Raw genomic sequence first — 25901 nt, 5'->3', positions numbered from 1 at the left:
GATTTTATCGTGTAAATGCGGCGGGCACACCGCCGTCAATCGTTAACATGCAGCCAGTTGTTTTCTCTGACTTCGATGAGGCGAAGAAGGCAATGCCTTCTGCGATATCTTTCGGATAGATATTCACGAGCAATGTCGTACGTTTCCGATAATATTCTTCCAACTGATCCGGTTCGATCCCATAGGCCGCTGCACGCTCATTACGCCAGCTTCCATTCCAAATCGCTGATCCTTGCAGGATGGCATCCGGCAAGATCGTATTCACACGAATCCCGAACTCACCGCCTTCTGCAGCAATACAACGTGCCAAATGCGCTTCTAGGGCTTTAGCGGCACTATATGCCGTGGCATTTTTCCCAGCATATACCGAGTTCTTGGAGCCGATGAACACCATGCTGCCCCCCATAGCTTGCTGCTTCATTAATTTAAATGCTTCACGTGCGACCAAGAAATATCCCGTACCTAATACATTCATATTCAAATTCCACTCTCGCAATGAAGTCTCATCAAATGGACTGGAGGTGGCAAGCCCCGCATTATTCACGATAATATCCACACCACCGTATGCTAATGCCGTCGCAGCATATGCGGATTGCACCTGCTCCTCGCTTGTTACGTCCATTTTCACCGCTATGGCCCGGTGCTCGCCAAACTTGCTATTTATTTCGGCAGCGACCTTCTCAGCACCTTCTAGATTTAGATCCGCCAAAACCACATGCGCGCCTTCCGATACAAGACGCCTCGCTGTCTCGCTGCCAATTCCACCGGCACCCCCTGTAATCAAAGCCACTTTACGCGAAAACTCTGCTTCCGGCGGCGCAAGAGACAATTTATACAATTCCAATGGCCAATACTCCACATGGTACGATTCATGCTCGTGAAGGGATACGAAACGACCTAGCGCTGTTGCTCCTCGCATCACCGCAATCGCACGATGGTAGAGCGCACCGCTGATTCGAGACATCGCCCAGCTCTTGCCTGAATTGATCATCCCTACACCGGGAATCAATATCACGCGCGGAGCAGACTCGAACATAACATCGCCTTCATGATGATGACGTTCGAAATAAGCCTGATATTGTGCTTTATACGCTGCTATGCTCTCGATCAGGATCGTCTTTAACCCTTCAATATCATCGGCATTTGGTGTCCAAGGAACAAATAAGGGGACGACCTTCGTATGGACGAGATGATCGGGGCATGCTGCACCCACTTGAGACAATACGGGAGCGTCTTGCCCTCCGACAAACTGCAATACATCCGCTTGGTCATCGAATGACAGAATCATCTTCTTCACATCGCTCACGACACCGCGGATCACTGGCATGACTTGAGCGGCAATGCTTCTACGAACGTCTGGAGCTAGAGCTTGGTGCTTAACGCCGCCAAATAATTGATCCTCACGCACACGGGACTCGATATAATTCTCTGCTTCGGTAATGATCTCGATGGTCTTCGCATAACAGGCTTCCGAAGTTTCTCCCCAAGTCACAAGTCCGTGCTTCTCCATTAATACGAGCTCCGCGGTTGGATTCGAGCGCACGCCTTCTGCAATCATTTTGGATAATGCAAACCCTGGACGAACGTAAGGCACCCACACAAAACGGTTTCCGAAAATCTCTTCCGCGATTTGTTTCCCGTTATCTGCGCAGCATAGGCTAATAATCGCATCTGGATGCGTATGGTCAACATGTTTGAACGGCAAGAAAGCATGCAATAGAGTCTCGATCGATGCCCGTGGATGCTTCGCATCTATCATACAATTCGCTAGATAAGCCACCATGTCCTCGTCCGTCATTTCATCTCGTTCATACAATGGGCGAATATCCTCCATACGCAATCCTGTGAAGTTGCCCGCCTGCATGGTAGCTAAATCCGAACCACTGCCTTTCACGTACATGACTTCCACTTCACGTCCACGGAAATCTGTCATCTTGGTCTTGCTCGACGTATTTCCCCCACCCCAATTGCAGACGCGTCGGTCTGTTCCGATCAAATTCGAACGATACACAAGCTCACCAAGGCCGGCTTGCACTTGGTCTGCTTCAACCCTATTCCACAAACTTTGTACCATGAGAATACCTCCGCCATTTTTGTTTGTTTGTCTTTATTTCGATATTAACATATCTGTTTTCATTTGAATACATATATTTTCAAAAACAAACAAAGATTAATAACAAAAATAAAAGGCCTGATAATCTTGCGATTATACAGACCTTCTTGTCTAACTTGGGTTTATTTCGTTGTATCCGTTGCTGTAGTATCTTTTTGTTCTGCCGCAGGTTTGTCCAGCGTATTTGTAATTTTTGCTTTACCTTGAAGCTCGGTAATATAAGAGGAAGACATTTCAGAAATCTTCTGATGCATCAACGTATCTTTAATCTCATCTTTTTTCTCTTCAAACGTAGGGTTTACCGCATCTTTATGATCGGTAACTTTGATAATGTGATATCCATAGTCAGATTGAATCGGATCGCTCAATTCGCCGACTTTTAATTTGAAAGCAGCCTCTTCAAATGACGGTACCATCTGACCCTTCGAGAAGAAGTTCAAGTCTCCGCCATTTTCCTTCGAGCCCGTATCCGTTGATTTTTCTTTCGCAAGCGCTGCGAAATCCGCGCCGCCCTTCAACTCCTTGATAATCGCTTCTGCCTCTGCTTTGGTCTTCACGAGAATGTGAGACGCACGCACTTGCTCCGGCGTTGACATCGATGCTTTATTTTGCTCATAGTAATCTTTAACTTCTTGATCCGTTACGGACACTTTCGGCGTTAACAACTTCGTCAATTGCACTTGAGGAACCATTTCCTTGCGCAATGCATCCAATGTCAAATTGTATTGCGCCATCATTTGATTAAATGCATCTTCGCTGCCATAGCCCTTCTTCATGGTATCAATTTCTTTATCAATATCGGCATCCGTTACGGTAATATTGTTCGCTTTCGCTTCTTGGCCTACGACTTCGTACATGATCAGCCCGTTTAATGTCGATTTGCCGCCTGCTTCCAACATCGCGTTATAAAGCGTATCTTGCGAAATGTTTACGCCATTTACCGTAGCTACAGCTGCTTTATCTTTGCTCAACGGATTCTTCACGGCTACGAAAATAAGTGCAATCAACAATACAGCAGATACAACCATCCAGATCGGTGCTGAATTTTTCTTCGGAGCTGCATCAAGTACCGTGCTTGCTCCAGCTGCTGCTGCAACTGTAGCTGCCACCTCATGTTGAGCCGACTCGATGGATTCATCCTCCGGCTTGTCCACTTCAACGACATCCGGAGTTTCTTGCTCTTCTTCCTTATTCTCTGTCTCTACAAGAGCCTCATCGCTGTCCTTCACTTGTTCAGTCGTTACAACCTCTTCATTAGAATCTGCGTTTACAGACTCTTCGGACGATGCAGATGATGTGATTTCCTCGTCTGCAAGGTTCCGTTTCTCTTTCTCAGTCACGTAAAAACTCCCTTTCAATTCATGATTGGATAACTTATCTTTCTTCAAACTATACCAGAACAACCCATTAAAAACCTTAATCTTAGATAAAAAAACCTTACATCTCCCTTAATCCAATTTTAAGGTTCTGAATGCATTTGTGTACAACAGCAGATTCTATTATGATAAATGTTATAGAAATCTTTGAAGAAATGGAGTGAGCAAACATGTCCTCACCTAAAAGCTATGAATTAGCAACTTTTGCAGGCGGATGCTTCTGGTGTATGGTTTCACCGTTTGATGAAATGCCTGGTATTCATAAAGTCATATCCGGTTATACCGGAGGGCACACGATCAATCCGACCTACAAAGAGGTTTGCTCCGAAACAACGGGGCATTATGAAGCCGTCCAAATTACATTCGATCCTGAGATCTTCCCTTACTCCAAATTGTTAGAGCTATTCTGGCAACAGATTGATCCAACCGATGTCGGCGGTCAATTCTATGATCGGGGTTCGTCTTATAAGACGGCGATCTTCTACCATTCGGAAGCGCAGCGCCAAGAAGCTGAAGCCTCTAAGCAAGCATTAGCCGCAAGCGGGCGCTTCGACAAGCCCATCGCGACAGAGATTCTTCCCGCCGCGGCGTTCTATGAAGCGGAAGATTACCATCAGGGTTATTATAAGACCAATCCTTCCCACTATAAACGTTATCGGACAGGTTCAGGTCGCGATGCCTTCATCACGAAGCATTGGGATAAAGCTATCGATACAGAAGATCTGCGATCCAAGCTCACCCCGATTCAGTATGAAGTGACGCAGAACAGTGGTACGGAACCTGCGTTCCGCAACGAATTCTGGGATCACAAAGGCGACGGCATCTATGTCGATATCGTCTCGGGTGAGCCTTTGTTCAGTTCGCTGGACAAATTCGATTCCGGATGCGGCTGGCCGAGCTTCACCAGACCGATTCGATCGCATCAAGTCGTCGAGAAAGTGGATATGAGCCACTTCATGATCCGCACCGAAGTTCGCAGCAAAGACGCGGACTCCCATCTCGGACATGTGTTTAATGATGGTCCTGTCGAAGATGGCGGATTACGATACTGCATTAATTCCGCAGCATTGCGTTTTATTCCGGTTGAGAAATTAGAGGAAGAAGGATACGGAATCTACCTCAGCTTATTTAGTTCTAACGCATAACGCTAACGCTCATCCAAACGTCGATCCCTTCACATCTGCATGCGAAGGCGATCGACGTTTTTTCATTTTGGCAGCAGAAATAAGATATCCTCCCCATTGCTGTCAATCGTTAAATCCCGACCGTCCAAGAACCACACATCGTTCTCTTCCATATAGAACGTCATGTTATCTTGGATTGTAGACAACCCGATATACATGGGACGATCGTGTTGAATGCCTAACGAATAAGGACCCTCCTCGCTCATCCCGCTATAGCGCACGAATATACGAACGACATCCCCTTGCGTAAAACCCCATTCTTTCTGGAAGCATATGACTGCATCCGACGTGACATGAAGCTTCATCCGAATTCCTCCTCAACAATTAGCCTTATCGTTATATATTCGGAATGTAAGCGGTTAAACCCTATATTTTCATAAAATTGCCATTGTTTTTGCATACAAATGAATTGCCACAGGGTACACTTAAAAGATGTATATTCATAATTTTAAAGAAATGGAGTGATCAGGATGAGCGAACGCGTTACCCGTGTTGCTTTAATCGGATCTGGATTTGTGGGAGCAAGTTATGCTTTTGCCCTATTAAATCAAGGGATTTCTACAGAACTTGTCATCATTGATAAAAATAAACATAAAGCGGAAGGCGATGCCATGGATCTGAATCACGGGATTCCATTTGCACCGTATATGAAGATTTGGGCAGGCGATTACGAAGATTGTAAGACAGCGGATCTCGTTGTGATTACAGCTGGAGCGAATCAAGCACCTGGTGAGACACGAATGGATTTGATTAATAAAAATGCCCACATCTTTAAAGACATCGTTGATGATGTCATGAAGAGCGGGTTCGAGGGCATCTTCCTCGTGGCGACCAATCCTGTGGATGTCCTTACTTATGTCACGCAAAAGTATTCAGGCCTGCCTGCAAATCGCGTCTTCGGATCAGGTACCATCCTGGATACCGCTCGTCTTCGATTCCTTGTCGGCCAAGAATTCAATATTGATCCGCGCAGCGTGCACGCATACGTTATGGGTGAACACGGCGATACGGAGTTACCGATTTGGAGTAACACGAATATCGGCGGCAGACTGCTCAGTGATTATCAGCGAAAAGAAGGATTCCCATCCCAGGAGAAACTGGATGAAATCTTCGTCAATGTTCGTGATGCCGCATATCAAATCATTGATCGCAAAGGCGCTACATACTACGGCATTGCTATGGGCCTTGCCCGGTTAACCAAAGCGATTCTATGGAATGAGAACGCAGTTCTCTCCGTATCCACCTTGCTAACCGGACAATACGGCCTGGAAGACGTCTACCTCGGCGTTCCGGCGGTCGTGAACCGCAGCGGTGTCCGAGAAGTCGTGGAATTGCAATTATCTGAAGATGAATACAAGAAGCTGCATCATTCTGCAGAGGTTCTGAAGAAAGCCCTTCAATCCATTAACGGTATTTAGGCAACCAGTCGCCATGGGCTTCGATCAAATCGTCGCACATGGCGATAATATCGTCCATGGACAACTCGGCAGAGGTATGCGGATCAAGCATGGCTGCATGATAGATATGTTCTTTACGACCCGTTATAGCTGCTTCAATGGTCAACAATTGTGTATTAATATTCGTACGGTTCAAGGCAGCACATTGCGGCGGCAAGTCCCCTACGTATGTCGGCGTTACCCCGTTACGATCTACAAGACATGGCACTTCGACAACGGCTTCACGCGGTAAATTCGTAATTAAGCCCGTATTCATCACGTTTCCGCCGATCCGGAAAGGAACATCTGTCTCAATGGCTTCCATAATATACGAAGCATACTCATGCGTTCTGGTATGGGTAAGATGCGCATTGTTGACGATTTCTTCCCGAATTTTGCGCCAACCTTCGATCTGATCAATGCAACGACGCGGATACTCATCCAGCGGAATATTAAATTTCTCAATAAACTCCGGATAATTGCGCTTAATGAAGTATGGATGATATTCTGCGTTATGTTCCGATGATTCTGTAATGTAGTATCCGAATTTCAGCATCATTTCATAACGAACCATGTCATGATGTTTCTCTAACTGCTTCAATGCCGCACGACGTTTAATCTCCGGATATAAATCTTCTCCGTCTTTCGTCACTTCCAGAAGCCATGCCATATGGTTGATTCCTGCAATCTTGTATTGTACGCCTTGCGTATCGATCTCTAAATGATTAAATAGATGCGGAACACACACTTGGACGCTGTGACATAACCCTACCGTCTTAATACCTCCATAGGTATTCATCACATTCGTCAACACAGCCATCGGATTCGTATAATTTAAGAAGAGTGCATCTGGACATACTTCTTGCATATCTTGAGCAAAATCCAACATCACGGGAATGGTACGAAGATTTCGGAATATTCCCCCAATGCCGACTGTATCCGCAATGGTCTGACGCAGACCGTATTTCTTCGGAATTTCAAAATCCGTAATGGTACATGGATCATAACCGCCGACTTGGATCGCATTCGCCACATATTTCGCGCCGCGCAATGCTTCCTTACGGTCCGTATAAGCCTTAATATGACAAGAGCTTCCAAGGGTCTGCTTGAGGTTATTCAACATATTTTCGGAATCTTTTAAGCGTTCTAAGTCAATATCGAATAAAGCGATTTCAAAACCCTGCAATGCAGGAGTCAGCATACTGTCCCCTAGGACATTTTTAGCAAAAACTGTGCTCCCTGCACCGAGAAATGTAATCTTAGACATGTTATTTCGCCTCCATAGTGTTCGATGATTTAATGAATTCAACTAACGTTAGTCCTAGTATTTAATATACTTTAGCGCCTAACGTTACACTATGGAAGGAAACAACATGAATATGGAGAAATGCAATATTTTAGTTACCGGCTTTTCACGAGCAATTGAACAGCTTCTTGAATCACTTCATCCGGACTGTTGCCATTCTGCAGCTCTTCCTTCACACATTCAGCCAAGTTCGTACCTACGATGAGTCCCATGGTGCGGTCTACAGCTGTCCGAACAGCGGATAATTGCGTAATGACCTCACGGCAGTCTTTATTCTGCTCCATCATATGGAGAACTCCTCGGATTTGACCTTCGATTCGTTTCAATCGATTCCGCATTTGATCATTGTATTCCATACGACCACTCCTTTCTTATTGCATCTCTACCATATGTCGGCGAATCCGTCTCTTAAATGAATAAATTCAAGCCCGAATCTTCAGCGTCCCCAAGATATGTGGCTACACCGCCGAACTCGACGCCATCGATCAATTCTTCTGCTTTAATTCCCATAATATCCATACTCATCGTACAGGCGATTAATTTGACACCCGCAGCAACGGCATTCTTCATTAATGTCTCCAAGGAGTCCACGTTTTTACGTTCCATGGCATATTGAATCATTTTGGATCCCATGCCTGCCATATTCATTTTCGAGAGCGGAAGTGCTTGGGGTCCCTTCGGCATCATCATCCCGAACATTTTCTCCATGAAATCCTTCTCGACGTTGGAAGGTGTAGGGCCTGATTTACGCAATACATTCAATCCCCAGAATGTGAAAAACATCGTCACTTGCTTCCCCATAGCTGCTGCGCCGGATGCGATAATGAACGAGGCAATGGTCTTATCCAAATCGCCGCTGAATACGACCATCGTAGCCCCATTTTTATCCACCGTTGTGGAAGTCGTTGTGTTCGGAGCTTGTACAGGACTTCCCTTTTGGATCAACACATGGCATACCTTGTTCTCAAACTTCGATTGGAGCAGCGTATTTCCTGTCTTCTCGCACCACTTCGCAATATCACTGGCAAAACCCGGATCCGTGGCTTTGACCTCGATCACATCGCCGACGTTCGCATCTTTAACTGTTTGATAGACTTGCATGATCGGGCCTGGACATTGGAGACCGCAAGCATCCACCGTAATTTGTGCCTTCGTGATTCTCTGTTCCGCTTGAATCGGAGGTGTTACGGGCATCCGGATTGTTGTTTCTTGATCGTGTTCCTCTTCTTCCTCAATGACCACTGCCTTTCTGTCGCTGCCATTGGGACCCCCAGGATGAGTTGGATGTGGTTCTTGGTGCATGCTGTTATAGGTTTTGTATCCACCGTCCACATTCTTCACCTGATATCCATGCTCCGTTAAGATTCGAGCTGCAAGATAACCCCGTAATCCAACTTGACAGGAAACATACACGATCTTGCCCTTTGGAATTTCATTCAAGCGTTCTCGAATATCGCCAAGCGGTATATTGATGGAGCCAGGAATAATGCCGGCTTCCCGTTCAATTGGCTCCCGTACATCGATAAGAAGTCCGCCTTGCGCCACAAGCTCATCAATCTCATGCCACTGCACGATGTCGACGAGTCCTTCCACAATATTCGATGCCACATACCCAGCCATATTCACGGGATCTTTCGCAGACGAAAATGGAGGAGCATAGCTAAGTTCTAAATCAGGTAAATCCATGACCGTCAGCCCGCCCTTAATCGCCGTCGCAATGACGTCCATTCGTTTATCGGCCCCATCTGCCCCGACGGCTTGCGCACCATAGATCTTACCACTTTTCCGATCAAAGGTAAGCTTCAAGGAAATAGGGGATGCCCCCGGATAATACCCTGCATGGGAGCTAGGGTGAACATGGATTGCTTCATAATCAACCCCGAGTCGCTTCAATGTTTTCTCATTGCTGCCCGTTACAGCAACCGTAAGATCAAACACTTTGGCAATCGCTGTTCCTAACGCGCCTTGATAGGCTACGTCTTTACCGTGAATATGGTCCGCCACCAGACGCCCTTGACGATTGGCTCCCCATGCAAGAGGCACATGTGTCGGATGGCCGTGAATGTAATCCTTCACCTCTACTGCATCCCCAATCGCATAAATACTCGGATCATTGGTCTGCATGGCAGCATTGACTCGGATAGCGCCGCGCACCCCGCATTCAAGTCCTGCGTCTTGAGCCATCTTACTCTCAGGTATTACGCCGATAGCCAGAATAATCATATCCGTACGAATCGTCCGACCGCTCGTTAACCGGATCACTTTTCCTTCTTCCGCAAAAGATTGAACACCATCTTCTAAAACGAGTTCAACCCCTTTGGACTTCATATGGGTCTGAACAAGTGCTGCCATTTCGATATCTAAGGGTGCCATCACTTGGTTCTGCATCTCGACCAGCGTCACTTCTAGCCCGCGCTCACGCAAGTTCTCGGCCATCTCTACCCCGATAAATCCGCCTCCGACAACAACCGCATGCTTCGGATTCGTCTTATCCACAAAGGACTTGATTCGATCCGTATCCGGAATATTCCGTAAAGTGAATAAGGAATCTACCGCCTCATCGATGCCAGGAATATTCGGACGTATAGGCTTCGCCCCCGGTGAGAGAATAAGAATATCATAAGATTCTTCATAGACCTTGCCGCTCTGGATATTTCGGACTTCCACGGTTTTCTTGTCGCGATGGATCGCTGTCGCTTCACTCCAATTTCGAACATCCAAATTAAATTTTTTGGACATCCCTTCAACCGTCTGGACCAGCAATTTGCTCCGATCCGTAATAACTTCTCCTATATAATACGGCAGTCCGCAGTTCGCAAAAGATATATGCTCCCCACGCTCCAACATAATAATTTCATCCTGTTCACTAAGACGACGCAATCTTGCCGCAGCACTTGCGCCCCCCGCTACACCGCCTACAATAACAATTTTTCTACTCATTACATGTTGCCCCTCTCATGTTGATTTATACCCTACAGGGTATTTATGTGAACAAAAAAATTTCCTTAACTCACTCCATCTATACCCCACAGGGTATATAATACATGATTATCGTTCACAAGTCTAGTCACCTGTGATAGGCTGATAGAAAGTTTTCATCAACAAGCGAGGTGTTTGGATTGCCGATCGAAGAATTTGTGCGAATGGCTGTGAATCCTTATCCTGTCTCAGGAGAACTAGAAATCCTGTTTTCCGGAGAATCTCAGACCGAACGAAGTCATCGAATGGGCCCCACGTTTATCGATTATTTTCTCGTGCACTACGTCATCGCAGGTCGGGGTACCTTTCAGCTCCGTGGACGAACTTACGCCTTACAAGCGGGAGACAGCTTTTTTATTTTCCCAAAGGAAATGTATCAATACGAAGCCGACGAACATGAACCTTGGCATTATTGTTGGCTTGCATTTCAAGGAAACGAAGCGGAAGCGATATTGCATCAACTAAATATATCACCCGAAAAACCTATCGTACAAGCGGCCGCAGAAAGACGCATTAAACCTTTATACCGCCGATTATATGCAACACTGCATCGGGGGGAGCCCATGTGCGCGATGGAAAGTATAGGATATATGCATTTATTATTTGCTGTTTACGGAAGATGTAATGCCGCGCGCAACCCCGCCCCCATCCTAGACGACAAATCAGATATTGAACGCCAGGTAGATCAAGCCATACGCTGGTTAACCTACCAATATGCCGAACAAGTGTCGATCGAGCGCATGTCGCAATCCTTAGGGTACAGCCGAATCTATTTATCGAAAATGTTTAAGCAGCTCACCGGTATATCGCCCATGCAGTACTTGAACAAAATTAGGATGGAACGCGCTGCCATGTTAATGACAAGCCGGCTCTCCATTGATCAAATTGCGACTTCTGTCGGCTATAAAGATCCGCTCTATTTCTCGAAGCAATACAAAAAATGGTCTGGCCATGCGCCTTCCGAACACCGTGCCATCCTTCTTGGCAAGATACCAAAGGAAAACTTCCCGCCCCCACATTGAAAAGGAGCGCCCCATGTCTTGAAGACATCAGGACGCTCCCTCGTATGCAATAACCTAAGCGGTTTCCCATTGTGATCCATCGGGATGAAGGCATCTCGTATTCTGCAGTTTGGCCATAATCTCCATGATGCAACCGCACATCGTGCATTCTTTGCCTACATAACCCGGGCAAGCTCGACAGGCTTCCAGTCGTTGCTCGTAGGTGGCGTCATTCACTCGTAAAAATAACGGTGATCCCTCAATACGATCAATCATCCGTTGGATTGCTTCTTCCGTCACCGGCTTCGAATCTCCGCAACCTTTGCAGTTTTCATCGTCGATCAATTTTCCCCCCGCCTATCGCAAAATGATTGAAGTTCTGGGGTTATCTTACATCATCTACGAACGACTCGAAGTAAATTAAATCACACTCCATGGAAACCCATTTCAAGACTTTATTATTAGTCGTTTGCTTCGAGTAAAGATGCGCCGGCAATACCGGGATGTGTCATCTCATAAGGATCCAGGATGAGGTCGAGTTCTTCTTCCGTTAATAAATTGTGCAGCAAAATTAATTCCCGCACAGACTTCCCTGTCTCGATGGCTTGACGCGCAATGCGTGCAGCCGCCTCATAGCCTAGATGCGGATTTAACGCTGTAATCAAGCCGACACTGCGATCGACATAGTCTTTACACTGCTCAGCATTGGCCTCAATGCCTTCCACACAATCTTCCCGGAACACGTGGAACACTTGATTCATCATGCTTAAGGATTGCAGCAGGTTAAAGACAAGGACGGGCTCCATCACATTTAACTCCAGTTGCCCAGCCTCGGATGCCAGACAGATCGTATGGTCATTCCCAATGACCTGGAACGCCACTTGATTGACCACTTCGCACATCACCGGATTCACTTTCCCAGGCATGATCGAAGAACCAGGCTGGCGTGCTGGAAGCTTGATCTCTGCCAATCCCGCGCGGGGTCCGGAAGCCATAAGGCGAAGATCGTTCGCAACTTTGGACATATTAATCATACAGACTTTCAATGCGGCCGATACTTCCGTATAGGCATCTGTATTTTGGGTCGCATCAATAAGATTATCCGCGTTGACCAACGGGAAGCCGCTTAACTCTGCTAAGATCTCTACGACTCTCGTAATATACCGCGGATCTGCGTTTAAGCCCGTCCCGACGGCCGTTGCGCCCATGTTGACTTCATACAAATGATCTTGGGTATGACGAATACGCTGAATATCGCGCTGCAAAACTTTCGCATAGGCGCCGAACTCTTGCCCAAGACGAATCGGTACCCCATCCTGAAGATGTGTGCGCCCCATTTTGATCACATGGTCAAATTCTACAGCCTTTCGCAGGAAAGCCGCTTTTAACTCTTCTAAAGTAACGAGCACCTTCTCGAGTAAAGATAGTGTTGCAATATGAATGGCCGTCGGAAATGCATCATTTGTCGATTGTGCCATGTTGACGTGTGTATTGGGACTGATGGCAAGGTAGTCGCCTTTCTCTTTGCCCATCAGTTCCAACGCACGATTGGCGATCACTTCATTGGCATTCATATTAATAGACGTTCCTGCACCGCCTTGGATCGGATCCACAATGAATTGTTCGTGCAGCTTCCCTTCCAGGATTTCATTTGCCGCCTGAACGATGCGATCTCCAATGTGTGCAGGTAACCGTTTAATTTCCATATTCGTAAGTGCTGCCGCCTTTTTCACTGTCACGATGGCTTGAATTAATTCATCATGAATCCGATATCCCGTAATCGGAAAATTATCCTTGGCGCGCGCTGTTTGAATGCCATAATAGGCATCCACGGGCACTTCCTTTGTACCTAGAAAATCTTTCTCAAGACGTAATTGAGCTTGAACCATCGTTCATTCCCCCTTAAGTGACTATATGCAGCTAGAACGGTTCTTAATTCTGTAAGTTACTTGGTAAACGCTTACATTATGAATTATATCATAGTTTTTTCATAGCTACCATCACGAGATTTCGAAGGATAACAAAAACGCCCATTCCCGCGTAAAAGCAGGAAGTGGACGTTCATATTAACAGCTTATCGTTTGATCGCGCGGGTCCAGAACCCGCCATGAAACTGTTTGGGTTCCAACGAAATGACGAATGCCTTGGGATCCAGCTCTAAGATCGTCTGATACAGATCTTTTTGATTTTTGCGTTTCGCCAAAATCTCCATGACGAGTCGGTCGCCATCGCGCCCATTTCCGATCCAGGTCGTCACACCAAAGCCGTTCTGTCGCAGCTGCGTCGCGATATTCATATCCACTTCATTCGAGATCACTTTCAGCGTAATGTAACCAAGCGCAAGCTTTTCCTCAATCCAGGAACCGACAAGTATGCCAAGCCCATATCCAATGGCATACACCGCAATGCTCGCAAAATGATTCAAATATTTGAGTACGAGATTGAGACCAAATACATACACCGTGATTTCCATCGTACTAATGAGCGCTGCAACATATTTCTGGCCTTTCAAGGTGAGAATCATGCGTAACGTAAAAGCAGATACGTATACAATCTGTATGATAAGAATTAAACCTAAAATTTTGAGCATGGATAGAATCCTTTCTCTTTTTTAGAAAGAATCCCCTTTTACTTGTCTTTTATCCCTGTTCGTCTGACGCAACAGCTGTGGAATATTAATAAACACGAGATGCAGCAGGATCGAAGTTAGTGCGCCGATCAATACACTACTCGAAGCAAATGTACCGAATACGCCGGTAAATGCTGCTGCATAGGAAGGCAAACCGATCGCGAGCAAGATGGAGATGCCTGTAATCATATAGTTGATCTCGGTCTTCTCCATTCGTGCAAGAATCGAGATCCCTGTAAAAATTAACGAAGCCGCCGCAGGCAAGAAAATCCCTCCTACGACGGGGCTTGGGGTTACAGCCAATAGGGCCCCCGCTTTGGGCACGAAGCCTAATACTAAAAACAATAGGCCGGCGATGATGACGGGATAACGGGAGGCTACGCCTGTTAAACGAAGGAGCCCGACATTCTGGCCATAGGCCGTCGTTGGAAAACCGCCCAGCACAGACGAAATCATGGAACCTACACTTTCCCCTGCGAAGCCATAGCGTAAGCGCTTCTCGTCTAATCGTACGCCGGTCATATCGGATGCTGCGTTATAGACGCCCATGGCCTCAATAATCGCCGCGAGATATGCAACAAAAAACGTAATAAACGTGGCGAAATGGAACTCCAGCATCCCAAATGGGAATAACTGTGGAAGCCCGAACCAGTTCTTCTCTCCCACCGCTGCAAAACTGATTTGTCCAAGCCCCAAGGCAATGGCATCCCCTATGATCAGCGCGATCAAAAAGGAGAACGATTTCCACGTTTTACGCCCAAAAATCGAGCACAGAATAACCGTCAACGCCGTTGGAATCGCCATCCCTAACGTCTCCGGCGAAGCAAAGCTCGGCATATCCGGTGTCCCGCCCAAAAACTCCGAAAGCGTGAAGCCGGCTAATGCTACACCTACAACAAAAATTACCGTTCCCGACACCACGGGCGTAAAAAGGACTTTCAGTTTCCCAATGATGCCGGTAATGGATAAGATAAATACAAGCATGGCGCTTAGAAGAATACTCCCGCCTGCTGCCGCAAATCCTCCAGCCTTCCCTGTGGAGATCATTAATGCATCGAACGATGCAGAAGGCCCCTGAATGATGGGAAGCTTAACCAGTCGTGTCGCTTGCGTTAATGTGACGAGTCCAGCCGCAATGAATATCGCATTCACCATATTCGAAGCGAGCGCGACCGGCAAACCAACCATCGCCGCGACGAATATCGGGTCCAGCCATACATTTGATACAAAGACATGTTGTAATCCGTACAGTATATTTTTACCCATCGGCAGCTTCTCTTCGATACCGACGGTGAGGGATTGTTCTTCTTGGTCCATCTGGTGTTCCACTTACGTATCCTCCTTCATAGCACCACGGTATCGTCCCAGTTCGAATATCAGCCGCTCTGTGCTTTGTTTTACCTGGGTTGACATGCTAATTGCGGAGACAACGGCTATGCCATCTGCCCCTGCGAGAATCACATCCGAAGCATTCTCTGCGGTAATTCCGCCAATGCCTACGAGTGGAATCGTCAGGCCTTGTTCCCGCAATTCTTGAATCAAGCGCGTCCCCTGGACAGCCTTCGCGTCTTTCTTCGTCGCCGTAGGATAGATCGGCCCGATCCCTACATAATCGGCTCCATCCGATATCGCTCGCTCCACTTCCGCCATAGAATGCGCTGAAACACCCACGATCCGATGAGCCCCCAGTCGCTGACGCACTTGATCCGCAGGCTCATCGTCCTGTCCGATATGTACTCCGTCTGCCTCCATTCGTATCGCGAGCTCTACATCATCGTTCACGATAAAAGGCACGCCATGTGCTTGGCATCTGGCTTGGAGCTGTCGCGCAAGCTGTTCCTTCGCATCACCGACAAGAGCTCCCTCACCCTTTTCCCGAAACTGAAATAGCGTAATTCCGCCTTGAATAGCTTCGTCGAGCACGATCAACGGATCCCCCTGACAGTTCGTGCTGCCCATAACCAAGTAAAGCTTGAGACACGCACGCAAGTCTTCTATGGATCTACTCATGAAGGAATCAACCCCCGATATGCCCAATGATTCGTCGGGCCATGTCCCGCGCCGATGCCTAGGGGATGTGAGATCGCGGCTTGAATAAATTCTTTTGCAACCGATAGGGCGTCGCTTAAATCTTTGCCTTTGGCAAGTTCAGCGGTAATCGCCGCAGCGAATGTACACCCCGTGCCATGCGTATGACGTGTCTCAATCCGAAGGGTCTCCACTTCTGTAAAGGCCTCGCCATCGTAAAGCAAATCAACAACCTTGGTGCTGCCTTCCTCATGACCGCCTTTGACGATGACATGATGTGCACCAAGATCGATCAGCCGTTTGCAAGCTTCTTTGCGTTGATCCATCGAACCAATCTTGATTCCTGTCAATGCTTCCGCCTCAGGAATATTCGGTGTGATCACCCATGCAAGCGGAATGAGATATTCTTTCAATGCCTGGATCGCCGCGGTCTGAAGGAGTGCAGCTCCTCCCTTCGCTATCATTACAGGATCTACCACGACGTTACGCCACCCATAATGTTGGATTCTATCGGCTACCGCTTCAATTATTTCAGCGCTGAACAGCATCCCTGTCTTTAACGCATCCACACCAATATCTTGACCCACGGCATCAATCTGTTGTACCACGGCTTCTACCGACATCGGATACACCCCTTGGACGCCAAGGGTATTCTGAGCCGTCACCGCGGTAATCGCCGACATCCCGTAAGCATGCAATTCTTGAAAGGTTTTGAGATCGGCTTGAATGCCAGCTCCGCCGCCGCTATCCGAACCTGCAATGGTTAATGCTCTTCCTAGTAACATCGCTTGACCCCTCCTTAACGCAATGACGGTGCAGACAACATCTGAACACATCCGCGTGCTTGAATGTGAGCCCCGTTGACTTGCGCGAGTTGGTTTAGGAACTCCAGCTGGAAACTTCCGGGGCCGCGATCTGCCGATCGTTCGGCTGCGATATCGGCTGCAACGCCGTAATAGACTAAAGCTGCCGCTGCAGCCAATGGGATATCACGCTCAACCCCGGCAAAAGCAGCAATCACCGAGGTAAGTAAACACCCCGTGCCTGTAATTTTCGTAAGAATCGGATGCCCATTCCGAATGAGATACGTAGTTTGGCAGTCTGTTACGACGTCCTCTTGTCCCGTAATCACGACAACGGTCTGGAGCTGCTGCGCCGCTTGCTCTGCAAGCTCTCGTGTATTTACGTAGCCTTCGCCTGCATCGACGCCTTTAATTTCCCAGGGAATACCGACGACATTGGCAATCTCCGCCGCATTGCCTCGAATCAAGGATACACGAACTTCATCAAGAATTTGACGGACCGTATTCGTCCGATAAGCTGTTGCTCCGGCTCCCACGGGGTCAAGAACGACAGGAACACCGCTTGCATTGGCTGCTTTGCCTGCGATAATCATCGACTCCAGGGTTCTTTCATGTAACGTACCGATATTGAGGACGAGCGCCTTCGCGATGGCCGCCATATCGGCAACTTCTTCCTTCCCATCCGCCATGACCGGCGATGCCCCTAGCGCTAACAGCCCGTTCGCAGTGAAGTTAGCAACGACAATATTGGTAATGTTGTGAATGAGCGGGTTTTCATGACGTACACGTTGTAGAATGTCTGTAAAGGATTGCATTTGCATGGAGGGTCCCAACCTTTCTGTGCATGAGAGATCGGGAATGAGAGGGGGCAAGCGTTTTAGCAGGATGAAGACAGCGTGTAAAAAAAGCTTGTATTTCCATGAAGCTTCTTCAACAGCACTTTCTTCACATGTGAAAACCTCTATCGAGGCCTTTCGAATTTGAGCGACCGCGATTAAATGAAAAAAAAGACACTATGCGAAAGCACAGTGTCTCTACGTTACACTTTGTCACTTCCTACGCTGGCATTATCCAACAGGTTCAAACGGTCTACGACGGCTTAGTCGTACTCTCAGCTTGCTTCCACAGGCTCCCGATCTGCATATGCGATTTGTAATTTAATATAAACCCATACATGGGGAAAGTAAAGATGAATTTCGTGAAGATCGGCTTACAATGCCTTATCGTCCACTTGACTCAACCAGCTATCGATCTCACCGATGACAGATGCGACACAGCCATCCTCGAACGGAGAAATAAGCTTCGCTTCTTTCACTAACGCCGTGAAGGATAGGCTGCCGCCAAGCTGACATAAGTGAAGGTAATCCGCCCACGCTTGATTGCGATCCTCATGCATCTTCTTCCAGAACTGGAATGCGCACATTTGAGCTAACGTGTAGTCGATATAATAGAACGGCGATCTGAAGATATGGCCCTGTTGATGCCAGAAGCCGCCGCGCTCCAAATAATCGTTGTCCTCGTATTTTAAGTGAGGTAGATATTTACGTTCAATCTCCCTCCATGCTTGCTTCCGCTCCACAGGCGTAGCTTCAGGGTGTTCATAGACGAAATGCTGGAATTCATCTACGGATACGCCGTATGGAATAAAGAGCAATCCACCCGCTAAATGATTGAAGCGATATTTATCCGTATCCTCTTGGAAGAAATATTCCATCCACGGCCACGTAAAGAATTCCATGCTCATGGAGTGGATTTCAGCAGCTTCATTCGTTGGGAAATGATATTCCGGCGTCTCGTATTTTCTGCTCTCGAACACTTGGAACGCATGTCCCGCTTCGTGCGTCAACACATCGATGTCATTCGACGTCCCATTGAAATTTGAGAAAATAAACGGTGCTTGGTATCCGGAAATATACGTGCAGTACCCTCCGGTTTGCTTACCTTTTTTGGCTACCAAATCCAAAAGTTCATTTTGCATCATGAATTGGAAAAATTGATCCGTTTCCGGCGACAACTCTTTATACATTTTAGCGCCGTTCTGTACGATCCACTCCGGATCCCCCTTCGGCGTTGCATTCCCTGTCTTGAAGCTGAACTTATCATCATAATAGTGCAGCTGCTCCACGCCAATGCGCTCACACTGACGTTCTTTGAGCTTCGACGCGACAGGTACGATCTGATCCAATACTTGCTTGCGGAAATTCGCTACCATCTCGGCATTATAATCCGTACGGTTCATGCGATTGTAACCTAACTCGACATAATTGTTATATCCTAACTTCTTCGCAATCGTGGTTCTTACTTTTACCATTTGATCAAAAATACGGTCTAGCGCTTCTTCATTTTCCTGGAAAAATTGATATTTGGCTTCACCTGCTTGCCGACGCGTCTCGCGATCCGTGGATTGCAAATAAGGAACCAACTGCGGCAGCGTACGTTCCTCACCATCAAACTGGATTTTGGCAGAGGCGATCAGCTTCGAATATTCGGAAGATAGTTTATTTTCAAGCTGCAAATCTTCAATGATTTCCGGTTTGAAGGTCTTTAAGGACAATTCAGCCAGTTGGAATAATTGGCTGCCCCATTTCGCTTCAAGCTCGGTACGAAACTTCGATTGAACCAGTACGCGATAATAATCGGTTATGTATTCTGTAAGAACGGGGATCACTTCATCTATGAAATCTTGTTCTGCTTTATAAAATTCATCATTGGTATCAATCGAATGCCGAATCATCACAAGTTCGAACTGTGTGCTTACATCACTGCGAAGTTTATTGACGGCGGATATCAATTCATGTTGCTGCTCTACTTGCTCTGCTGCATTAAATTCAGAAATAAGCTGTGAGAATTGTTCTTGAATTCGATTGACATCTGGACGTTCATAACGGTAATCGCTAAACTTCATTTCTCAACATCCTTTCTAATTAGAGGAAATATGTTCTATTATAACCGAAAAATAACTCCAACTCTAAATTATATTTTTAAAAATAAAATATAGAAGGATTCCCTTCGCATCCCGAAAAATAAAGAATTGACGGATTTGTAAACGCCTATTAAACTATGAATAATCAAAATTAACCAATGTAATAATTACTAATTTTTTTGCCTTAACACTTTATTAAGTGAAAGCGTTAAAGAGACACATGAGAAAAGGGGAATTATCCATGAAAAAGTTTGGCGTTCTTTTATTGTTAACCACCATTCTTATCGCTCTTGCCGCTTGTGGACAGAAAACCACGGGCTCTAGCACAAGCGAAGGTGCCTCCACGACAACAACGTCGGAAGCATCCACAGATCAGAAATCTTACACGGTCGCGATCACGCAAATCGTTGAGCATCCGTCGCTTGACGCAACACGCGAAGGTTTCATCGCAGCACTGAAAGATGCCGGCATCGAAGAAGGCAAGAACTTAAAGCTTGACTACAACAATGCCCAAGGCGATCAGACCAATAACATGTCTATTGCACAGAAGATAGCCGGACAGAAAAACGATCTCGTATTCGCCATCGCAACGCCATCCGCACAGGCAGTCGCAGGGCAGGTCAAAGAAACTCCGATTGTCTTCGCAGCCGTAACCGATCCGATCGATGCTAAAATTGTCGCGAACTTGGATCAACCGGGCGGCAACATTACAGGTGCATCGGATACGAATCCAGAAGCAACGACCAAATTAGTGGATTTCATCTCCACGAACTTCCCAAACATCAAGACGGTAGGTCTTGTCATCAATGAAGGCGAACCGAATGCGGTCGTTATGGGTAAAAAGGCTGAAGAAGAATTCGCGAAGAAAAACATTAAATTAGTAAAAGCCGCTGTCACGAATACATCCGAAGTAAAACAAGCGGCAGAATCCTTAGTCGGTCGCGCAGATGCCTTCTATATCACGCTCGACAATATGGTTGTTAGCGGTGTAGATAGCATTATTAAAGTGGCCAACGACAAGAAAATCCCTTTCTTCTCGAGCGATCGTGACACCGTTGAGAAAGGTGCTTTTGCAACGGTAGGCTTCAAATATTTCGACCATGGCTACCAAGCTGGACAAATGGCTGTCGAAATTTTGAAGAACGGCAAGAAACCGGGTGAAATGAAAGTCATGATGCAAGATAAGTTAGACCTCATCTTGAATTTGAAATCTGCTGAAGCCCAAGGCATTACCGTCACTGATGATATGAAGAAAGCTGTTCAAGATCAAGCGAAAAATATGATTCAATAAAGAACGGATATGAGGAGTGAACTTCTGGAGCGTTCACTCCTTTTTTCTAATTTCTAGGAGGTTGTATACCATGGCAAGTGCATTATTGGGAGCGGTAGAATCTGGGCTTCTATATGCTTTAATGGCAATTGGCGTTTACATCACGTTCCGAATTTTGGATTTCCCTGATTTGACGGTGGACGGGAGCTTTACAACCGGAGGTGCGATTGCAGCCGTCATGGTTTCTCAAGGATATTCCCCCGTACTCGCATCGTTATGTGCGTTTATCGGTGGACTTGCAGCAGGTGCCTGTACGGGTCTTCTTCACACCAAAGGTAAAATCAATGGTCTCCTATCCGGGATTCTGATGATGATCGCGCTCTATTCGATCAATATGCGCATTATGGGGAAACCCAACATGTCTTTACTCGGAACTGACACGTTATTTACGGCGATTTCGCCTCTATATTTAATGCCTTTCGTCGTCATTGTGATCGGGGGGTTGCTGGTATGTTTCTTGCACACGGATCTGGGCTTGGCCGTTCGTGCCACCGGGGATAATGCTCGCATGATTCGAAGCTTCGGTGCCCATACCGATAACACAACGATTCTTGGCGTCAGCTTAGCTAACGGGTTGGTTGCCTTATCCGGCTCCTTGATTACGCAACAAACCGGTTTCGCAGATATGTCAATGGGGATCGGGATGATCGTCATCGGTCTTGCTTCCGTGATTATCGGCGAAGCCATCTTCGGTGCTAGATCCGTGCTGCGCGCTATTCTCGCAGCGGTGCTCGGCTCCATCGTATACCGTATTATTGTCGCATTCGCCTTGCGGGTCGAATGGTTGGATGCATCCGACTTGAAATTGATTACCGCGGTCATCGTTATTGTCGCTCTATTCTTGCCTTCCGTGCAGCGGCGTCTGAAACAGAATAAAGTGGCCAAGAAACGTTCCGCTGAATTAGCATCCATGACCTTCGAGCAACCGAAAGGAGGCGAACGCAATGCTTCACATTTCTAAAGTTTCTAAAATGTTCAATCCCGGTACGCCGGATGAGAAGATTGCGCTTATGAATATTAACTTGCACCTGAATCCGGGCGATTTCGTCACCGTCATCGGCAGTAACGGAGCCGGGAAATCTACGCTTATGAATATTATTTCAGGGGTAATGGCCCCAGACCATGGCGAAGTTCACATTAGCGGAACTGCCGTCCAGAGCTTACCTGAATATCGCCGAAGTCGTTGGATCGGACGTGTCTTCCAAGACCCGATGGCAGGTACTGCGCCGCGCATGACAATTGAAGAGAATCTTGCGATTGCCTATGCTCGTGGGAAGCAGCGCGGTTTATCCTTTGGGGTAACGAAGCGGAAACGTGCCTTCTTCTATGAGCAGCTGCAACGTCTTGGCATCGGACTTGAAAATCGTCTCCACGCAAAGGTCGGACTTCTCTCCGGCGGAGAACGGCAAGCTTTAAGCTTGTTAATGGCGACTTTCACCGAGCCTCAAATTCTTTTGCTCGACGAACATACCGCCGCTCTTGACCCATCGCGTGCTGAACTCATCACAACATTGACAGAGAACATTGTTAAAGACATGAAGCTCACCACCTTGATGGTTACACACAATATGGATCAAGCGATCCGCCTTGGGAATCGCTTGATTATGATGGATAAAGGCCGCATCATTCTGGATATCAATGAAGAACGGAAGAAAACGCTGACGGTCTCACAATTGCTCGGCGAATTCGAGCAGATTAGCGGGAATGCGTTATCTGATGATAGGGTTGTATTGGGATAAGGGAACCTCCTTCGTGCCTTAAGGTGCGAAGGAGGTTTTTCGCTGCAGGATGGTTCTGACTGAATCTGTTACCGCAAAGCGGTATGTCCAATTCCGTTGCTGTTGAAATCAGGATATTTGAATTGGATTCGATATTATTGATTTATCCCGATTTCAAAGGCAAGCGCTAACGCTCTTCATTGAACATACCTCATGCTCCTTTTTATTCAGTAAGTCCCAAATGCAACACCCCCTCCTTTGCACCAAGCGGTACGCAGGAGGGGATGGCGTCGTAGGAAGCTCAGGATTGGCATCATGTAAGAGACGAAGTAATTCACTCCAATCGACTCTTGTCCGCCCATTTCCTTGATTGAACAGGGTGGTTGAAATGGGCTGCCAAAGGCCGAACGTAAACTTTTCCGTGAATTACTTTCCCCTCTCTCCTAAGCCATCCTTAAGCCCAACAGGAATACCCCTCCTTCGCACCAAGTGGAACGCAGGAGGGGAGGGGTGAAGGATCGTTCTGACTGAATCTATTTCCGCAAAGAGGTATGTCCAATTCCGTTGCTGTTGAAATCAGGATATTTGATTGGATTCGATATTATTGATTTATCCCGATTTCAAAGGCAAGCGCTAACGCTCTTCATTGAACATACCTCATGCTCTTTTTTATTCAGTAAGTCCCAAATGCAACACCCCTCCTTTGCACCAAACGGCACGCAGGAGGGGTGTATGTAAGTAGTAGAATGAAATTAATATTGCCCGAGGAAAAATTGCATCGCTTTATCGTCAAATCCAGGGAGATACTCATGCCCATAATCAGGATAGATCTCATAACGCTTCTTCGCCGTCATTTTGTTATATGCAGCGAATTGTGTAGACGGCGGACAGATGGTATCTGCCAGCCCAACCCCCATCAATACTTCCCCTTGAATTCGCTCTGCCAGAAATTGAAGATCGATATACCCCAATTTGGTGAAAATCTCCGCTTCGCGTTGGTGTTGCGGATCGAAGTAACGGAAATACGTACGGAGCTCGGCATATGCATCCTTCGCCAAGTCCATTTCCCATACGCGTTGATAATCGCATAGGAATGGATAGACCGGCGCTAACTTCTTAACTCGCGGTTCTAACGCTGCACACGCGATCGTCAGTGCCCCACCTTGCGAACCCCCACAAGCAAATATTTGCTCGGGATCCGCTTCAGGCAACATCAAGGCGATACGTGCCAACTGTGCGGTATCTAAGTAAACATGTCGGAAGAAAAGATGATCTTCATGGTCATCGAGCCCGCGAATGATGTGACCATTCAACGTTGTGCCTTTGACGCCACCAGTATCTTCTGAATATCCTCCTTGTCCACGAACATCCATCGCTAGGATGGAGTAGCCTAACGACACATAAGCCAATTTATCTTTCCAATCCCCGGCATTCGAGGAGTATCCATGGAACTGCAACACGACGGGATGTTTCCCCTCCTTGCTGCGAGGACGCAGATATTTAGCATGAATCCGCGCTCCGCGCACCCCGGTAAAATACAAATCAAAACATTCCGCCGCCGGTGTCTGAAATGAACTTGGCAGGAGTTCTACCTCCGGAGGTGTCTCATCTAGTTCAGTGAGTGCCCGTTCCCAATACGCATCAAAATCAGCTGGTCGCGGATTCTTTCCTTCATACTGTATCAATTGATCAAGCGGCATATCGACTAGAGGCATAACCATCATCCTTCCGAACCCTTATTCATCTTAACAACCAAATGATAAGTTGTCCGTACAAGCTTGTCAATTCCAATTTTGAGCCTTATGCCTCGTATTTCTTCAGCACAATAACCGCGTTATGTCCCCCAAATCCGAACGAATTGGAGAGCCCGATCCGAACCTCTTTGCGCCTTGCTACCTGTGGAACATAATCGAGGTCACAGAGCGAATCCGGATGCGTTAAATTGATCGTTGGCGGGATCACGCCATCCTGCAAAGTCTTAATCAGAGCGATAGCTTCCACGCCGCCTGCTGCCCCAAGCATATGGCCCAGCATCGACTTGTTCGCTGTAACCGGAATATCATACGCTGCTTCGCCGAATAATTGCTTAATCGCTGCCGTCTCCGAGCGATCCCCGATCTCTGTGCTTGTTGCGTGCGCACTGATGACATCCACTTGATCCGGTGTGATCATCGCATCCTGAATCGCTACTCGCATCGCTTGCAGCGCACCTCGCCCTTCGGGATGCGTCGCTACCATATGGTAGGCATCTGAGCTTGCTCCATACCCAATGACTTCGGCATGGATAGTTGCATTTCTGCGCAACGCATGGGATAAGGATTCCAGAATTACAATGCCTGCACCTTCAGCCATCACGAATCCGTCTCGTCCTTCATCAAAGGGACGGCTCGCTTGCTCAGGTTCATCGTTACGCGTTGATACCGCTGTTGCATTGCCGAAGCTTGCTAATGATAATTCCGATATCGCTGCCTCCGCTCCACCTGCAATAATAACATCGGCGGCACCATACTTAATTGCCCGAAAAGCTTCGCCAATCGCCGTATTCCCGATGGAGCATGCCGTAACAGGCGACAAGCTTGGACCTAGGGCTTCATATTTAATACTAATCTGCGCTGCTGCCATATTGGAAATAATCATGGGCACCAATGTAGGACTAACCCGCTCTGGCCCTCGATCTTGCAGAATTGCATCCTGTTGTACAAGAGTGTGAATTCCTCCAATCCCTGAACCCACATACACGCCAAATCGTTCGTGATCCAGCTCTGCCATGTCCAGATTTGCATCTTGCACCGCTTGATCGGCTGCTGCAACCGCGAAATGGCAGAAGCGATCCATCCGGCGTGCTTCTTTGCGCCCGAAGTAAGCTTCGGCATCAAAATCACGGACAAGGCCCGCGATCTTGGTCTTATGTCTTGATGTATCAAATGTATCTATAGGAGAAATTCCTGATTTTCCTTCTTGCATAGCTTGCCATAATGTAGTGACATCGTTGCCTAGGGGTGAAATGACGCCCATGCCTGTAATGACGACTCTTTCCATGTGAATAGCCTCCCTTAATTGTTGCGTTGGTTGTGT

General features: G+C 47.1%; 22 protein-coding genes. 6 read left to right on the top strand and 16 right to left on the bottom strand.

Annotated elements, in window-relative coordinates; genetic code table 11:
* Positions 1–4: 4 nt before the first annotated feature.
* Positions 5–2074, bottom strand: a complete 2070-nt coding sequence (locus BVG16_RS02855) for a bifunctional aldolase/short-chain dehydrogenase (RefSeq protein WP_078497005.1) — start codon at positions 2072–2074, stop codon at positions 5–7.
* 161 nt (positions 2075–2235) lie between these two features.
* Positions 2236–3453, bottom strand: coding sequence for a peptidylprolyl isomerase (locus BVG16_RS02850; protein WP_078497275.1), 1218 nt, complete (start codon positions 3451–3453; stop codon positions 2236–2238).
* 206 nt (positions 3454–3659) lie between these two features.
* Here BVG16_RS02850 and msrA point away from each other — a divergent pair, with 206 nt between their 5' ends.
* The gene (gene msrA / locus BVG16_RS02845) at positions 3660–4634 is read left to right on the top strand and encodes a peptide-methionine (S)-S-oxide reductase MsrA (protein ID WP_078497004.1); all 975 of its coding nucleotides are present in this window, start codon (positions 3660–3662) and stop codon (positions 4632–4634) included.
* A gap of 62 nt (positions 4635–4696) precedes the next feature.
* Here the strand turns inward: msrA and BVG16_RS02840 are convergent, their stop codons facing one another.
* Positions 4697–4978 carry a HesB/YadR/YfhF family protein gene (locus tag BVG16_RS02840; RefSeq protein WP_078497003.1) on the bottom strand — a complete coding sequence of 94 codons (282 nt, stop codon included), beginning with the start codon at positions 4976–4978 and terminating at the stop codon, positions 4697–4699.
* 165 nt (positions 4979–5143) lie between these two features.
* Between BVG16_RS02840 and BVG16_RS02835 the strand changes: the two genes are divergently transcribed.
* On the top strand, positions 5144–6091 hold the full coding sequence (locus BVG16_RS02835) for an L-lactate dehydrogenase (RefSeq protein WP_078497002.1): 948 nt from the start codon (positions 5144–5146) through the stop codon (positions 6089–6091).
* Here BVG16_RS02835 and melA read toward each other — a convergent pair.
* From melA to cdr, 3 genes are all read right to left on the bottom strand, one after another.
* Entirely contained in the window at positions 6078–7376 is a 1299-nt protein-coding gene (melA, locus tag BVG16_RS02830; RefSeq protein WP_078497001.1) for an alpha-glucosidase/alpha-galactosidase, read from the bottom strand. The genes BVG16_RS02835 and melA overlap by 14 nt on opposite strands.
* A 134-nt stretch (positions 7377–7510) precedes the next feature.
* Positions 7511–7771: a metal-sensitive transcriptional regulator gene (locus tag BVG16_RS02825; RefSeq protein WP_078497000.1), complete on the bottom strand. Its 261-nt coding sequence runs from the start codon at positions 7769–7771 to the stop codon at positions 7511–7513.
* Positions 7772–7823: 52 nt separating this feature from the next.
* Positions 7824–10355, bottom strand: a complete 2532-nt coding sequence (gene cdr, locus BVG16_RS02820) for a CoA-disulfide reductase (RefSeq protein WP_078496999.1) — start codon at positions 10353–10355, stop codon at positions 7824–7826.
* A 179-nt stretch (positions 10356–10534) separates the two neighbouring features.
* On the opposite strand from cdr, the gene BVG16_RS02815 reads away from it, so the two are divergent.
* Positions 10535–11416 carry an AraC family transcriptional regulator gene (locus tag BVG16_RS02815; RefSeq protein WP_144027270.1) on the top strand — a complete coding sequence of 294 codons (882 nt, stop codon included), beginning with the start codon at positions 10535–10537 and terminating at the stop codon, positions 11414–11416.
* A 54-nt stretch (positions 11417–11470) separates the two neighbouring features.
* Here the strand turns inward: BVG16_RS02815 and BVG16_RS02810 are convergent, their stop codons facing one another.
* The 8 genes from BVG16_RS02810 to BVG16_RS02775 all read right to left on the bottom strand — a co-directional run bounded on the left by BVG16_RS02810 (position 11471) and on the right by BVG16_RS02775 (position 19760).
* Positions 11471–11740, bottom strand: coding sequence for a hypothetical protein (locus BVG16_RS02810; protein WP_233146870.1), 270 nt, complete (start codon positions 11738–11740; stop codon positions 11471–11473).
* Positions 11741–11856: 116 nt separating this feature from the next.
* Positions 11857–13284: an aspartate ammonia-lyase gene (gene aspA, locus BVG16_RS02805; RefSeq protein WP_078496998.1), complete on the bottom strand. Its 1428-nt coding sequence runs from the start codon at positions 13282–13284 to the stop codon at positions 11857–11859.
* Between the two features lie 185 nt (positions 13285–13469).
* A complete protein-coding gene (locus tag BVG16_RS02800) occupies positions 13470–13985 on the bottom strand; it encodes a DUF2179 domain-containing protein (protein ID WP_078496997.1) in 516 nt (171 codons plus the stop codon).
* A gap of 21 nt (positions 13986–14006) precedes the next feature.
* Entirely contained in the window at positions 14007–15353 is a 1347-nt protein-coding gene (locus tag BVG16_RS02795; protein ID WP_233146869.1) for a solute carrier family 23 protein, read from the bottom strand.
* A complete protein-coding gene (thiE, locus tag BVG16_RS02790) occupies positions 15354–16034 on the bottom strand; it encodes a thiamine phosphate synthase (protein WP_078496996.1) in 681 nt (226 codons plus the stop codon).
* The gene (gene thiD, locus BVG16_RS02785) at positions 16031–16837 is read right to left on the bottom strand and encodes a bifunctional hydroxymethylpyrimidine kinase/phosphomethylpyrimidine kinase (RefSeq protein ID WP_078496995.1); all 807 of its coding nucleotides are present in this window, start codon (positions 16835–16837) and stop codon (positions 16031–16033) included. Before thiD ends, thiE begins: the two co-directional genes overlap by 4 nt.
* Positions 16838–16851: 14 nt before the next feature.
* Positions 16852–17676: a hydroxyethylthiazole kinase gene (gene thiM, locus BVG16_RS02780; RefSeq protein ID WP_078496994.1), complete on the bottom strand. Its 825-nt coding sequence runs from the start codon at positions 17674–17676 to the stop codon at positions 16852–16854.
* A gap of 389 nt (positions 17677–18065) precedes the next feature.
* Positions 18066–19760 carry a M3 family oligoendopeptidase gene (locus BVG16_RS02775; protein ID WP_078496993.1) on the bottom strand — a complete coding sequence of 565 codons (1695 nt, stop codon included), beginning with the start codon at positions 19758–19760 and terminating at the stop codon, positions 18066–18068.
* A 259-nt stretch (positions 19761–20019) separates the two neighbouring features.
* Between BVG16_RS02775 and BVG16_RS02770 the strand changes: the two genes are divergently transcribed.
* The 3 genes from BVG16_RS02770 (at position 20020) to BVG16_RS02760 (ending at position 22847) form a co-directional block, all read left to right on the top strand.
* Positions 20020–21069: an ABC transporter substrate-binding protein gene (locus BVG16_RS02770; protein WP_078496992.1), complete on the top strand. Its 1050-nt coding sequence runs from the start codon at positions 20020–20022 to the stop codon at positions 21067–21069.
* Positions 21070–21139: 70 nt separating this feature from the next.
* The gene (locus BVG16_RS02765) at positions 21140–22069 is read left to right on the top strand and encodes an ABC transporter permease (protein ID WP_078496991.1); all 930 of its coding nucleotides are present in this window, start codon (positions 21140–21142) and stop codon (positions 22067–22069) included.
* Positions 22053–22847, top strand: coding sequence for an ABC transporter ATP-binding protein (locus BVG16_RS02760; RefSeq protein ID WP_078496990.1), 795 nt, complete (start codon positions 22053–22055; stop codon positions 22845–22847). Before BVG16_RS02765 ends, BVG16_RS02760 begins: the two co-directional genes overlap by 17 nt.
* 731 nt (positions 22848–23578) lie before the next feature.
* On the opposite strand, the gene BVG16_RS02755 is transcribed toward BVG16_RS02760, so the two are convergent.
* Together BVG16_RS02755 and fabF are read right to left on the bottom strand one after the other, a co-directional pair.
* Positions 23579–24541: an acetylxylan esterase gene (locus BVG16_RS02755; RefSeq protein ID WP_078496989.1), complete on the bottom strand. Its 963-nt coding sequence runs from the start codon at positions 24539–24541 to the stop codon at positions 23579–23581.
* Positions 24542–24626: 85 nt separating this feature from the next.
* Positions 24627–25865 (bottom strand): beta-ketoacyl-ACP synthase II, encoded by a 1239-nt coding sequence (gene fabF, locus BVG16_RS02750; RefSeq protein WP_078496988.1) that lies wholly within the window; start codon positions 25863–25865, stop codon positions 24627–24629.
* Positions 25866–25901: the final 36 nt, after the last annotated feature.

It is taken from the genome of Paenibacillus selenitireducens, assembly GCF_002021565.1.
Taxonomy (GTDB): domain Bacteria; phylum Bacillota; class Bacilli; order Paenibacillales; family Paenibacillaceae; genus Paenibacillus_K; species Paenibacillus_K selenitireducens.
This window is presented reverse-complemented; position numbering and strand designations above follow the sequence as displayed.